The 13,250-nt window shown below is 42.2% G+C and carries 17 protein-coding genes; 14 read left to right on the top strand and 3 right to left on the bottom strand.

All coding sequences use genetic code 11. The features are described 5' to 3' along the window. Positions 1 to 40: 40 nt before the first annotated feature. The 3 genes from PASHI_RS13115 to coaBC form a co-directional block, all read right to left on the bottom strand. The gene (locus PASHI_RS13115; RefSeq protein ID WP_062565967.1) at positions 41 to 2,794 is read right to left on the bottom strand and encodes a S9 family peptidase; all 2,754 of its coding nucleotides are present in this window, start codon (positions 2,792 to 2,794) and stop codon (positions 41 to 43) included. A 373-nt stretch (positions 2,795 to 3,167) separates the two neighbouring features. After that, the gene (gene slmA / locus PASHI_RS13110; protein ID WP_054554189.1) at positions 3,168 to 3,755 is read right to left on the bottom strand and encodes a nucleoid occlusion factor SlmA; all 588 of its coding nucleotides are present in this window, start codon (positions 3,753 to 3,755) and stop codon (positions 3,168 to 3,170) included. A 112-nt stretch (positions 3,756 to 3,867) separates the two neighbouring features. After that, a complete protein-coding gene (gene coaBC, locus PASHI_RS13105; RefSeq protein WP_062565966.1) occupies positions 3,868 to 5,061 on the bottom strand; it encodes a bifunctional phosphopantothenoylcysteine decarboxylase/phosphopantothenate--cysteine ligase CoaBC in 1,194 nt (397 codons plus the stop codon). A 144-nt stretch (positions 5,062 to 5,205) separates the two neighbouring features. Between coaBC and radC the strand changes: the two genes are divergently transcribed. The 14 genes from radC (at position 5,206) to PASHI_RS13035 (ending at position 13,242) form a co-directional block, all read left to right on the top strand. Beyond that, complete coding sequence (gene radC, locus PASHI_RS13100; RefSeq protein WP_062565965.1) at positions 5,206 to 5,880, top strand: RadC family protein; 675 nt, start codon at positions 5,206 to 5,208, stop codon at positions 5,878 to 5,880. Between the two features lie 273 nt (positions 5,881 to 6,153). Next, positions 6,154 to 6,390 carry a 50S ribosomal protein L28 gene (gene rpmB / locus PASHI_RS13095; protein WP_036973115.1) on the top strand — a complete coding sequence of 79 codons (237 nt, stop codon included), beginning with the start codon at positions 6,154 to 6,156 and terminating at the stop codon, positions 6,388 to 6,390. Positions 6,391 to 6,401: 11 nt separating this feature from the next. Further along, positions 6,402 to 6,557 carry a 50S ribosomal protein L33 gene (gene rpmG, locus PASHI_RS13090; protein ID WP_022946036.1) on the top strand — a complete coding sequence of 52 codons (156 nt, stop codon included), beginning with the start codon at positions 6,402 to 6,404 and terminating at the stop codon, positions 6,555 to 6,557. A gap of 227 nt (positions 6,558 to 6,784) precedes the next feature. Continuing rightward, positions 6,785 to 7,126, top strand: coding sequence for a 30S ribosomal protein S6 (rpsF, locus tag PASHI_RS13085; RefSeq protein WP_036973113.1), 342 nt, complete (start codon positions 6,785 to 6,787; stop codon positions 7,124 to 7,126). Between the two features lie 67 nt (positions 7,127 to 7,193). Beyond that, complete coding sequence (priB, locus tag PASHI_RS13080) at positions 7,194 to 7,496, top strand: primosomal replication protein N (RefSeq protein WP_036973732.1); 303 nt, start codon at positions 7,194 to 7,196, stop codon at positions 7,494 to 7,496. A gap of 12 nt (positions 7,497 to 7,508) precedes the next feature. Further along, positions 7,509 to 7,736, top strand: a complete 228-nt coding sequence (rpsR, locus tag PASHI_RS13075; RefSeq protein WP_002962753.1) for a 30S ribosomal protein S18 — start codon at positions 7,509 to 7,511, stop codon at positions 7,734 to 7,736. A 35-nt stretch (positions 7,737 to 7,771) separates the two neighbouring features. After that, a complete protein-coding gene (rplI, locus tag PASHI_RS13070) occupies positions 7,772 to 8,224 on the top strand; it encodes a 50S ribosomal protein L9 (protein WP_054554192.1) in 453 nt (150 codons plus the stop codon). A gap of 302 nt (positions 8,225 to 8,526) precedes the next feature. After that, entirely contained in the window at positions 8,527 to 8,958 is a 432-nt protein-coding gene (locus PASHI_RS13065; protein ID WP_306464842.1) for a type IV pilin protein, read from the top strand. Positions 8,959 to 8,963: 5 nt separating this feature from the next. Beyond that, positions 8,964 to 9,416, top strand: a complete 453-nt coding sequence (locus PASHI_RS13060) for a GspH/FimT family pseudopilin (RefSeq protein ID WP_058583802.1) — start codon at positions 8,964 to 8,966, stop codon at positions 9,414 to 9,416. Beyond that, positions 9,413 to 9,814: a type IV pilus modification PilV family protein gene (locus tag PASHI_RS13055; protein WP_054563395.1), complete on the top strand. Its 402-nt coding sequence runs from the start codon at positions 9,413 to 9,415 to the stop codon at positions 9,812 to 9,814. The genes PASHI_RS13060 and PASHI_RS13055 overlap by 4 nt, the downstream gene beginning before the upstream one ends. Then, positions 9,811 to 10,335 (top strand): prepilin-type N-terminal cleavage/methylation domain-containing protein, encoded by a 525-nt coding sequence (locus PASHI_RS13050; protein WP_062565963.1) that lies wholly within the window; start codon positions 9,811 to 9,813, stop codon positions 10,333 to 10,335. Before PASHI_RS13055 ends, PASHI_RS13050 begins: the two co-directional genes overlap by 4 nt. Continuing rightward, positions 10,328 to 12,076, top strand: coding sequence for a DUF7305 domain-containing protein (locus PASHI_RS13045; protein WP_240701507.1), 1,749 nt, complete (start codon positions 10,328 to 10,330; stop codon positions 12,074 to 12,076). The genes PASHI_RS13050 and PASHI_RS13045 overlap by 8 nt, the downstream gene beginning before the upstream one ends. 142 nt (positions 12,077 to 12,218) lie before the next feature. Further along, on the top strand, positions 12,219 to 12,770 hold the full coding sequence (locus tag PASHI_RS13040; protein ID WP_054554197.1) for an RNA polymerase sigma factor: 552 nt from the start codon (positions 12,219 to 12,221) through the stop codon (positions 12,768 to 12,770). Further along, positions 12,757 to 13,242, top strand: coding sequence for a hypothetical protein (locus PASHI_RS13035; protein WP_082710941.1), 486 nt, complete (start codon positions 12,757 to 12,759; stop codon positions 13,240 to 13,242). Before PASHI_RS13040 ends, PASHI_RS13035 begins: the two co-directional genes overlap by 14 nt. Positions 13,243 to 13,250 lie beyond the last annotated feature (8 nt).

The raw sequence follows: 13,250 nt of genomic DNA, 5'->3' as shown, positions 1-13,250 counted from the left end.
CTGGGGGAGGTGTGCAGTAAGCTTAAATTCAGCTTATTGCTTATTCTTCAATAAAGGGTACACCGTTTTTGATCCACTCAGCGGCTGGTTTGCCTTTTAAGTAATGATCAAAATATTCCATCATGCGTACTGAGAAATCCACTTGGTTAGGGAATTTCTTCAGGTGATGTGGTTCACCTTCGTATTGTAAGAAGGTGGCATCTTTACCCGCACGACGAAGCGCGAGGTAGTATTGAACCCCTTCGTGCCACGGCACAGCGTCATCTTTGTCGCCAAACATAATCAGAATTGGGGTATTCACTTTATCGGCGAAGAACACCGGTGAGTTTTCGATGTATAGCTCTGGGGCTTCGAATAACGTTTTACCAATGCGGCTTTGCCCTGTTTCGTATTGGAACTGACGCGCAAGGCCTGATTTTAAGCGAATACCGCTGTATGCACTGGTCATGTTAGATACTGGCGCACCCGATACAACAGCCTTAAACATATCTGTTTGGGTGATCATAAAGGCACTTTGGTAGCCTGCCCATGAGTGACCTTGTAAACCAATTTTATCTGGATCAGCAATGCCTAAATCAATCAACTTTTGAGTGGCGTTGATCATCGTTTGGGTTGACGATTTACCCGGATGGCCAATTTCAAAACGGATATCAGGTAAGAAAATCGCATAGCCATTTGAAGTAAACATCGGGAAGTTAGGACGATGATTTAATTCCATTTTCGGGAAGTCATACATGCGTTGGCTCATATAGCGGTAGAAGTACACAACCACTGGCACCTTATCGCCTTTTTTGTAGCCCGCAGGCTTAATTAATACGCCTTGTAAATCTTCACCATCAAACCCTTTATAGCTAATAAGCTCAGGTTTTTCGCCCCATGCAAAGTTGCTAATTTGTGGGTTTAGGTTGGTAACACGCTGTGGCTTTTTGAAGCTAAAATCAGCTTGGTAGTAATCAGGGAATTGCTGATATGTTTGTGCAGTAAAGAGGTATTTGTCGGCATTTTTCGCCTTTTTAACTACATCATAGCGCTTTTTACCCGAAAGTACTTTGCTTACTTTATTGCTTGTTAAATCAAGTTTTGCAATTTCAGTTTGCTTATCTTGCAGGTTGGTTGCGCTTAGTAATAATGTTTCGTCTTTGGCAAAGCCCACTTGGTCTTTATCTAGTTTAATAACACGATATTGGGTATTGCTTTCTTTACCTTGAGTTAGGCGCGTTGCCTTTTGTGTTGCGACATCAAAAGCCCAAATATCAAATTTACTGTAAACCAGTACTTGGCTGCTGTCGTTTAACCAGCCAGCAAAACCATAACCCGGCTGAGGTGATGGGTAGTCATGTTTATCATCAGCAAAAATAGCATTAATTGCTTTAGATAAGGTTGAAACCTTGTTGTTACCTAAATCTTTGAGCTGTACTTGGTTGTCTTGGAAAAATGCCGCAAATTGACCATTTGGCGCAAGGCTTGGTCTAAACGGGTAGTCGCTGACGATAGCGGTTTGTTTACCGGTTTTAACATCAACACTGAAGTAATCTGCGTAAAAACCGCCATACATAACACGTTCTAGGTACGGTCGGTCTGAATAACCTAATAGCGCTTCGCGATGAGTATTTAGCGAAACCTCAGGCATGTTAGGCGTGCTTAACTGCACAACTTGCTGACCATTTACATGATATACCGCTTGGTAATGACGAAGCTTATTCGCTTTGTTCCATTGCTGCTCTTCGCGTGGCTTAATTTCAGCGTCTTTATTGTGCCAAACGTTTAGGCCCTTTTGGTCGCGAATGGTATCGAAATCATATAAAGAGGCTTCATCTTTGTATTCTTTTAGGGCAACTTTTGCAGCGAGTTTAGGGTGGTTTTCAAAGTACAAACGAGCACCATTTTCAGACCATTTTAGCGATGCTGTTTTGCCGATAGTCCAGCTGCTATCTGTAGAGTTAATGGTTGAAAGTGTGCCGTTTTGTAAAAGCTGTAAGCTGTGGTCGCGACGGCGTGTATCATCATTAACGTAATTACCAACTAACAGCGCTGCGGTATTACTGTTTGGTTGCCATGCAATTTTATTTGCAACCACACCTGGCTCATCAATCAGTACACTCGTTGCAAAGCCATTATTAAGGTCAACTAACACTACTTGGTTGTCGGCCCCATCACTGTAGCTTTGGCTTGCTAGTAATTGCTCGCCAGTGCTGCTCATCGCATAGCTAAATACATTATTTACAGTGTGAGTGGTTTTGTCTTGTAGGTTAACAAGCACTAAATCAAAGCTTTTGTCTTTTTTGTCTGGCTTGATTTCGCTGCTGTTTTCGTCTTTTTCTTCGCTGTCTTTTTTATCAGCTTTCTTATCGAGTCGGTAAGCAAGCCATACACCATCATCTGATAACGCATAGTCTTTTACATCGTTAAAGGTTTGTTGCTCACCATTTTTAGTATTCACTAAAACAAGGTTGTTTTTTAGCTGGTCTTTTTTCTTGGTAGTTTCTTTTTCAAGTAGGGTAGGTACCTGAGTAAAAGCGACCCAGTTTGCTGCTTTATTAATAGTTGGGCGAGTACCACGCTCAACGCTAGTTAGCAGGGTGTTGTTGTTTAATGTATAAACCTGACCTTGTGCATTACCGCGATAAGGGTCGGCACTAAAGCTAAGAATTTGGCCATCTTCAGAAAGTTGGGTGCCTTTTGCGTATTTAAAATCAAACACGTCTTTAAATTGCAGAGCTTCTTTCGCACCAACCTGTGCACTACCAAGGCTTGTCACCAAGGCTAAGCTCAAAAGTGATAATTGCGCTTTCATTCATCTTTCTCGTTGTTTTTAAATTGATGCACCCAGTGTAGCGTTTTTAATAAACAATTCGAGTAGATACGATAAGTGGCGTGTTTGGGGAGGTGGAAGGGGGAAGTTACGAGGGGAAAGTTGCTAGGGGAAAGTTGCTAGGGGAAAGTTGCTAGGGGAAAGTTAGCGAGATTAAAGCTTGTAGGCGTGAAATTTATTTCACGAGAAAAAATTGCACAAAGAGAAGTGAATGAGAAAAGAATGAGGAAAGTTAGAAAGCAGCTTGCTAACTTTACTCTTTCCCCTAGAAGCTCGCTAACTGTTTGGAATTCAATCTGATAGCTGACGGCTGAAGGCTGACAGCTCCAACTTTACTCTTTCCCCTAGCAACTCACTACAACCAAATCTTTTGTAGTTCTGGCCATTGTTTTTCAAATTGTGCACTTGGTTTTGCTTTGAAGTCGCTGCGCACGAATTGGTTCATCTTACCTTCTACATAGGCGAGTAAGAAGTTGGCTAGGGTGCTTTCGTCTGACTGGAATGCTTTACCTTCGCGAAGTTTGCGTTCGCGTAGCACTTGCTTGAACTGAGTTTCTAGCTTTTCAAATAAGCCTTGTACACGTTCACGTAAACGCTCTTGTTCACCTTGTAAGGCATCACCGGTCAAAATGCGGGTAATGCCCGGGTTTTTCTCGGCGAAGGCTAGCAATAACAGCAAAATATTGTATACACGTGTTTGGCTTTCTTTCTCATTTTCTAAAATGAGGTTAATGCGTGATAACAGGGTATCTTCAATAAACTCGATTAGGCCCTCAAACATCCGTGCTTTACTCGGAAAATGACGATATAACGCAGCTTCAGACACACCTACCTCAGCCGCGAGTTTTGCGGTGGTGATACGTTGACCTGGGCTGGTTTCTAACATTTGTGCGAGTGCTTGCAGAATCTGCTCTTTGCGATTACTTCTTTTTGTCGCAGGCATGACCATTCCTTTCTTATAATTTATTACTTGCGCTGTTGGGAGTCAGACAAGCCATTTTTTGTGCAAATGAGTGGCTTATGTTAATGTTTTATTCAGTTTCTTTCCAGCATTTTTACAAACGCTTGGCAAGCTCAGTCATTACGCTCATGGCTAAATCTTTTTTACTTCCCATTGCTAAATCTAGCTGCTCATTGTGCCAGAAGAGTGTTAAAGCATTATGATCAGAATTAAAGCCAAGGCCTTCTTTTGATACGTCATTTGCGCAGATCATATCGAGGTTTTTGTTCTTTAATTTACCTTGAGCATAGCTTGCAACATCTTGAGTCTCTGCCGCAAAGCCAACGGTATAAGGGCGGTTTTCGCTAAGCGCAGCGACGTTAGCGATAACATCTGGGTTTTTAACTAAGGTAAGGGTCAGTTCATCACCTTGCTTTTTCATCTTTTGCTCATGAATTGCAGCTGCACGGTAATCAGCCACTGCTGCACAGCCAATAAAAGCATCCGATTGCGCGGCTAGCTTCATTGAGGCAGCGAGTAATTGCTCAGCACTTTCTATATTAGTAAGCAGGGCATTGGCAGGTGCTTTAATTGTTACGGGGCCTGAAATCAGATTTACCTTTGCACCTAGCGCAAGTGCAGCTTCTGCAAGGGCATAACCCATTTTGCCTGAGCTGTGGTTAGAGATATAACGAACTGGGTCGAGGGCTTCTCGGGTTGGTCCTGCAGTAATCGTGATGGTTTTGCCTTTAAGTAATGGCTCTACTTCAGGTTGTGTACAAAGCGCGACTAACTCATGAGGCTCTAACATACGGCCTGCGCCTACATCACCACAAGCTTGCTCGCCTTTACCAGGGCCCCAAATAGCCACGCCGCGCTCACTTAGTGTGGCAAGATTTGCTTGTGTAGCAGGGTGGGCATACATTTGTTGGTTCATTGCAGGCGCAACCGCTACCTTTGCAGGGGTAGCCAGTAGTAGGGTTGTTAGTAAGTCATCCGCAATACCCATCGCCATTTTCGCTAAAATATTACTGGTTGCAGGGGCGACTAAAATAAGGTCTGCCCATTTGGCAAATTCGATATGACCCATTGCGGCTTCTGCTGCTGGGTCGAGTAATGAATCAGAAACAATCTCACCGCTAACCGCTTGCATAGTTAAAGGAGTAATAAAGTGTTTTGCTGAGTCGGTCATGACGACTTTTACTTCACAGCCTTGATCTTTTAAACGGCGAACAAGTTCTGCGCATTTATAGGCTGCAATACCACCACTCATACCTAGCAGGATTTTTTTATTTACTGATTTTGTCATTACGTGAAATTTAACCTTTGTCGATATGGGCTAACGATAGCAAATCTTTACCGATAGCATGAAGTTTTCTTTTATACAGACAGGAAAAAATTGGATTTTATAGTACAGTTTAATAAGTGGAATAGTTGTTTTAAGGATGAAGCAATGCCATTAACCGATCTACCTTTATCAGCAAGGCCGCGGGAGAAGTTACTTGCCCAAGGCGCCAAAGCACTCTCAGATGCAGAGTTATTAGCAATCTTCTTACGTACCGGTGTGCCGGGCATGAATGCCATTGAGCTGGCTGAGCACCTGCTCGATATAAACAGCACTTTGCACAACTTATTTAATGCATCTGAACAAGAGTTTTGTGCCCAAAAGGGTTTAGGAGCTGCTAAGTATGTGCAGCTTCAAGCGGTACTTGAGCTAAGCCGGCGCTATATGCTTGAGCAATGTAAGCGCGAGGCGCTATTTACTTCGCCGCAAGCAGTGTATGACTATTTAACTATTCAGCTGCGAGGCTTACAGCAAGAAGTATTTATGGTGCTGTACTTAGATAGTCAAAACCAGCTAATTAAAGACGAAATACTTTTTTACGGCACTATTAATGCCGCTTCTGTTTACCCACGCGAAGTTGTTAAAGCTGCACTGCGTAATAATGCGGCGGCTCTGATACTTGCTCATAACCACCCAAGTGGGGTTGCTGAACCTAGTCAGGCCGATAAATTAATCACCACAAAATTACAGCAAGCCTTAGCCTTAATTGACATAAATGTGCTGGATCACATCATAGTGGGTGGTGAAAATTGTGTTTCGTTTGCTGAAAGAGGGCTTATATAGAGCCAACTGTATTAGAGAGTGTGTTAAAAATGAGCAGTTTAGGGCGATTTTAGAAATTAGTTTAATTTAAATGCAGTTTTTACTTTCCCTAAGGGCATTCGATCTTTATAATTAGCCGCTATCAAATTTACACATGAGCTGATTGGATAAGATCTGTTACTTGATCTTTGCCTGTATAAGCTGTATAAAGAGCGCCCTTCGATTTATCCCGGGGCACAAATACTGGCCTAAGGGAAAATTAAGCTCGAGCGAAGTTATTGGAGATATATAGACATGTCTAAAGTATGTCAAGTTACAGGTAAGCGTCCAGCGGTTGGTAACCACCGTTCACACGCGAGAAACGCGACTAAACGTCGTTTCCTACCTAACCTACAAACTCACCGTTTTTGGGTTGAAAGTGAAAAACGTTTTGTAACACTACGCACTACTACTAAAGGTATGCGTATTATCGATAAAAAAGGCATCGACGCGGTTCTTACAGAAATCCGTGCTCGTGGCGAAAAAGTTTAAGGAACTGAATCATGCGCGATAAGATCCGTTTAGTTTCAACTGCTGGTACTGGTTTTTTCTACACTACCGACAAGAACAAGCGTAACATGCCTGAAAAAATGGAAATCAAAAAATACGATCCTAAAGCTCGTAAACACGTGATTTTCAAAGAAGCTAAAATCAAGTAATTTTAGTTTTCAGAATTCAAAAACCCAGCCTCGGCTGGGTTTTTTGTTTTTAGCGTTTAGAAAATCTTAATAGAGCACAATAATCTAGCTTGGCTTGCTGTTTTATCTTGCTTAATTATCAATCTAAGCGTAAAATGCGCGCTCATTTCGGCTTATTAAATTTAATTCCTTGCCTTAAACCGACTGGCCGAAACGGTAGAAGGCTCTATTAACCGTAAGGAATATCCATGCGTCATTACGAAATCGTATTCATGGTTCACCCTGATCAGAGTGAGCAAGTACCTGGTATGATCGAACGTTATACTGGTTCTATCACTGAAGCTGGTGGTACTATCCACCGTCTTGAAGACTGGGGCCGTCGTCAATTGGCTTACCCAATCGACAAGCTTCACAAAGCTCATTATGTTCTTATGAACGTTGAAGCACCTACTGAAGTAATCAGCGAGCTAGAAACTACTTTCCGCTACAACGATGCAGTGCTTCGTAACTTAGTTATGCGTACTAAAGACGCTGTAACTGAAGCATCTCCTCTTGCGAAAGAAGAGAAGAAAGAAGCACCAGCTGCTTAATCGTTTTGAGTTCAAGCATGGCGCTTGCAGTTGAGACAAAAAGATGAGCCAACCGCTTAATCCTTATATGAATCAGCTGACATTATCTGGGGTTGTTTGTAAAACACCTAAATATAGTCAAAGCCCTGCTGGTATACCGCATTGTATTTTTGTTCTTGAACATAAATCGATGCAAGTTGAAGCAGACCTTAACCGTAATAGTTATGTCAGGCTTCAAGTTGTTGCCAGCGGCACGCCAATGCAACAACAAACTCAACAATTGCACGTTGGGCAACAAGTGCAAGTGACGGGGTTTTTAAACCGTCACGAAGGCCGAAACGGCTTAAGCCAATTGGTCTTGCATGCTCAACATATAGAAAGAATTTTTTGAGGAATTTTACTCATGGCACGTTATTTCAGACGTCGTAAGTTCTGCCGCTTTAAAGCGGAAGGCGTACAACAAATCGATTATAAAGATCTAGCTACTCTTAGAAACTATGTTACAGAAAGTGGCAAAATCGTACCTAGCCGTATCACAGGTACTAGCGCTAAATATCAGCGTCAGCTAGCAACTGCTATCAAGCGTGCTCGCTACTTAGCCCTTCTTCCATACACTGACTTACATAAGTAAGCAGCGGATTAACAGTTTTTAAAAGGTGTAGAGACATGCAAGTTATTCTACTAGACAAGATCGCAAACCTAGGTGGCCTAGGTGACCAGGTTGTAGTTAAATCTGGCTTCGCACGTAACTTCCTTTTCCCACAAGGTAAGGCAGTTCCTGCAACTAAAGCTAACATCGAAACTTTCGAAGCACGTCGTGCTGATTTAGAAGCTAAGATCGCTGAAGATCTAGCTGCTGCTCAAGCTCGCGCTGACAAGTTAGAAGCATTAGCTGAAGTTACACTAGTTTCTAAAGCTGGTGACGAAGGCAAGTTATTCGGTTCTATCGGTACTCGCGACATCGCTGAAGCTATTTCAGCTGTTGGCGTTGAAGTTGCTAAATCAGAAGTTCGTTTACCTCTAGGTACTATCCGTGAGACTGGCGAATTTGACGTAGCAATCGCAGTACACTCAGACGTATCGGCTACTATCAAAGTAATCGTTATCGCTGAAGCTTAATAGCAATATTAAGTAAAAAAAGCCGCACTTAGGTGCGGCTTTTTTGTGCCCGAAATTTATAAATTGTAGCATTTTGTGCCGCTATTGCTTCTTCGTTGATCATCCAATAGTATTGGTTTCTATATTTTAAACATATAAATACCATCCTATAAGATTACCTATTTTACAAACATACATTCTTTTTTCTTAATTTTCTTGTTCTTATCAGTATAATCGAATGAGTAAAAGTAAATTGGTTAAAATTGACACTGACAACGCTGTCATTTATATTGTGCTGGTTAAAAAGTATTAAGGGGTTGAGGTTGAAAAGTGCATTAGTACCACATGGAATGGGTAAACAAACAGGCTTTACATTAGTAGAAATTCTTATCGTGATCGCTATTTTAGGGATTTTATATAGCGTAGCATTGCCTGCTTACACTGAGCACATGCAACGTAGTCGCCGTGCTGATATTCAACAAGAGTTACTGCAATACAGCGCCAGCCTTGAACGTATTTATTCACGAAATGGCGGCTACCCTAATGCATTCGTAACCCAAAATACCGACTATTACACCTTTACCTACACAGCAACAGATAAAGTATCAGGTGCTGTAAGCGACTTTAAAAATCGTGGCTACAGTTTAAAAGCCGCTCCTAAATCGGGTTCGGCGCAAGCAAGTGATCGCTGTGGTGACTTAACCGTTAAACATGATGGTAGTTATAGCGCTTCATTTAGTGATTGCTGGGAGTAACACAATTGCGTCGAATTGCAGGGTTTACCTTAATTGAGTTAATGGTTGTGCTGAGTGTTATTGGCATTATGGCAGCTCTTGCTTTTCCGTCTTTTAGCCAACAAATTTTGCAAGATCGCGTGGTAACAACTGCAAATCAATTAAATAGCGCCTATAAATTTGCACGCAGTGAAGCGGTCAAACGCGACAAACCTATTAACCTAGTTGTCAGTAATAATAGCTGGCAAGTGACCCTCAACGAGGGCGGGGTAGACACAGTTTTAAAAGAATTTTCGGTCACAAAAAGCGGAGTTACCGTCAACTTAGTCGCATTGGCCATTAGTGCCAGTGGTGAAGTTGATAAACAAGCTGAAATTTTAGTGAAAGATGAACACACAAACACCACAGATTACGTGATGTGTGTGCTTAAAAGTGGCCAAAACTGGTTAGTAGAAAATTCACAGCGAGGATGTGCATGAATAAGCAGGCAGGCTTTTCATTATTAGAAGTGATGATTTCAGTGGTGATCGCTGGCATCGCATTATTAGGCTTGGCGGCAGCGCAGCTAAAATCGCTACAATATGCAACCAATAGCTTTAATTACACCGTGTCACTTATTCAAGGGCAAAACACCATAGAGCGTTTGTGGCCGCGTATTTGTGAAATTCAAAAAACCAATACCGCACTTTTTCAAGACGCGACATTTAGAGCTTCGCTCGCGCCACAAGTTAGTGATTATCAGCTGACTATTCCAGCTACTTACAGTGATGATATGCAAGTTAATGTGGCTTGGGTTGATAAGCGCATGACAGACAATGCAGAAAATCAAATTAGCCTAAATGCCAGTTTCCCTGATTTAACGGCGGTGTGCTCATGAATAAACACGTTCAGGGTTTTACCTTAGTTGAACTGATGGTGGCATTGGCAGCAGGTGCTTTTTTATTAGCTGGGGTGAGCTTGTCTTACTCGGCGATTAAAAGCACGATTGAAGTGAGTAAAGAGCTTGAAAACGCTCAAGAAGTGATTCGCTATACCAGTAAAGTATTCAACCGCAGCATAAAGCAAACACAACTAACACCCACCATAAGTGCAGATAAAAGCACAATTACTATTACTCAGCCAAGTGGTGTCATTGCCTGTGATGGCTCTGCAACAACTGCGCAGGTGGTTGAAGTATATAGCTTAAATGGTAGTAACTTAATGTGTTCACTCGATGGTGCTGCCTCAGAGCGATTACTGACAGGTATCGAAGCTTTGTCATTTGATATCGCCGGGGAGCTTGTTACCGTTACTGTAAAGCCAAATGATTTACCTGCTCAATTTGGCAATGGCATTAATATTGATATTGCCTTAACCAATGCAATATTAGTCAAAGCATACGGAGCTGGCAGTGTATAACAAGCAAAATGGTTTTACCCTAATAACAGTGTTGATCTTAACCAGTATGGCCAGCATCGTGGTGCTTAGTTCGCTGCGTGAAAACATTGTTCAAGAGCGCTTAAGTGGTAACTTTCAAAAGAAATTAAACAGTCGCTTAATGGCTGAAAAAGGTGTGTTTGAACAAGCTAAGTTATTGCAACAAACCTTGAATGAGGAAGGTGTATTAGCGGTTGAAGATTTGATCAGTAAAACCAGTAATGCATCGGGCTCTGGTGTTATCGCTGATGATGCCATTTTTAATGCCAGTTTAAGTCAAAACGCTGCCGGTGAGCTTGAAATTGCAAGCTTAGGGCAACGATTTGATGGTGATGCGCAAAGTAATTTAGTCGCCCGTTTTGCTGTACAAGGCGCGAAGGGAAGCTCGATTTTCACTAATGCGATGGTGGGCTGTAAAGGGGTTAACTTGTCGGGAAGTGGCAGTATCGATAGTTACGATTCGAGCAAAGGCACCTATGAAGAAACCAAATCTAATGATGGTGATGTTTCAACGATTGCTGGTGATTCAGATGTGGTGCTATCGGGCCATTCACCGATAAAAGGCGATGTAAAAGCAACCGGGGTTATCTACTTAAATGGTTCATCACCAATTATTGGTAATATCCATTCAAATACCGGCGTTTATATCTCTCCTGGCAGTGGTTTACGTGTTGACGGTAATGTCTATACCCGAGGTTATTATACCCACCGTGGTGGGACTGTTTCGGGGGTTGTGCGAGCCAATGGTGATGCGAAAATGCAGTGGTCAACATTCATTACGAATAGCCAAGGCGAAGCTCTGGATATTATGTATGGCGGCTCAGGCGATTTTAAAGACACCTACAATAATCAACAAGATGGTGTGCACTACAGTGATAGCAAGTTTAACGTAAACCCGAATGTAGAACCGATAACCGTTGCTGACCCAACAGCCCCCGATTATGACCCAACAAATCCAGACACCAGTTGCGACCCGTTAATTTTGCCAGAGAAAATGACAGACATCACAGACCAAGTGAGCAGTTATAGTTCTGTTTCGATTGGTCCTACGCAACAATTTAAACTTAATACTGAAAAGGGCTTTTTTAGTAGCGGTGGTAGCCAAGTAATTTTGCCGAGCCTTGCCGATATTTTCTTGTTTAACTCTAAAGCGCAAAACCAAGCCAATGGCAGTAATAGCAAAGAGTACATTTTTGCACTTGATAGACTCAAGATGACCAGTGACGGCAAAATGGAAGTTTCTGGTGGTGATGTTATTTTACTGATTGATGGCGACTTTTCGATGGAAGGGGATACCAGCCTAACAATTAAAAAAGACAGTAGCTTAACAGTGTTATTAACCGGAAAAGTAAATATTGGTGCAGGCGCAAAAGTCATTACTGAGCAAGAAGGATTAACCACCAGTGGCCATCCGTCGTTATCATTTTATTCATCATTTAATGGTGTAAATGGTGTGCAATTTAGTGGTGCTGCGAATTTATATGCGGCTATTTATGCCCCTTTGACAACAGTGAAGCTATCGGGCAGTGGTGAGCTGTTTGGTAGTGTGCGTGGCTCAACAATTACCGCAACAGGGGGCAGTGGTGCTCACTATGATGCGGGTTTATTACAAGTACAAAATGGCGGTACGCCTGCTTCTTCGGCACGTATCGTATTTTTAGGTTGGAGCTACAAAACCGCAGAAACAACTGAAGAAGAAAGCGAAGCATCACCTGGAGAATAACGCAAAGCCTCAAATAAAATTGTGTAAGCTCAATTATTTGTAGCTTACACAAAAAAAATTAATTTCATTTAAACCTTTTGAATCCCTCCTTACGTCTAATACACTAAATTCACAACAATAATCATAAAGGACAACATCCAGGATGTTGATAGATGCAGAACAAGCGTTCGCCCAGCAAAGTGAGCATGCCTTGATTGAGCGCGTAAAAAGCGGTGATCAAGCAGCCTACGCAACACTTTATGAGTTGCATGTGAAGCGGGTTTATAGCCTATGTTTGCGATTACTTGCTGACAAAGAGCACGCCGAAGATGCAACACAAGAAGTGTTTGTACAGTTGTGGCACAAAATCGCGAACTTTGATGGACGCTCACAATTTTCGACTTGGTTACACAGTGTTACCAGCAATATTGCGATTAGCTACATTCGCAAACATAAAAGCTGGTTTCAAAAAGTAGTGAGTTTTGAACAAAGCGGTATGGATGAGCAAAGCGCAGCAGATTGCGACGGCTTTAACGGCCTCGATAAATTAGTACTGAGACTACCTGAGCGAGCACGTATGGTGTTTGTACTCCATGCAATTGAAGGTTATCGCCATGAAGAGATAGCAAGCATGCTTGATATGGCGGTCGGTTCAAGTAAATCGCAATTTCACCGTGCAAGGCAGTTATTAAAAGAGTGGTATGAAAATGAGTAAGCCAGAATTTGAACAATTTTTAAATGACTCGCTTAACCATAAGCAAGATATTAGCCCAGACAAAGATCTCTGGCCCGGTGTTGAGCGAGCAATTGCAACAGGGCAATCAGAGCAAACTGATAAGCCAACCCATGGCTGGAATAAACTCGCTGCAGTTGCCGCTTGTTGTATTGCCGCACTATTGACCGTACAGCTTTTTGTTGGCCAAGGTGAGCCAAATAGCATGATGGCAATGAGCGATTATTTTACCAAGCAAAAGCAAGGTTTGTTGGTGCAGTATCAAAATCAACCTGCATTAACCGATAACTGGCAGCAACAACTAAAAGAGTTAGAAGAAGCCGAAAGTGCCATTAAGCAAGCACTTGAGAAGGAACCTGAAAACCCAGCTTTATTACAAATGCTGTCGCAGGTTTATCAGCAACAATTGGACTTAATTAACAAGGTGCATGCACCGAAGTGGCAAACGATTTAGGAGTGACA

The organism is Pseudoalteromonas shioyasakiensis (assembly GCF_001550135.1).
Lineage (GTDB): Bacteria > Pseudomonadota > Gammaproteobacteria > Enterobacterales > Alteromonadaceae > Pseudoalteromonas > Pseudoalteromonas shioyasakiensis.
The sequence above is the reverse complement of the archived record's forward strand: the minus strand, read 5'-3'. Positions and strand labels throughout refer to the sequence as shown.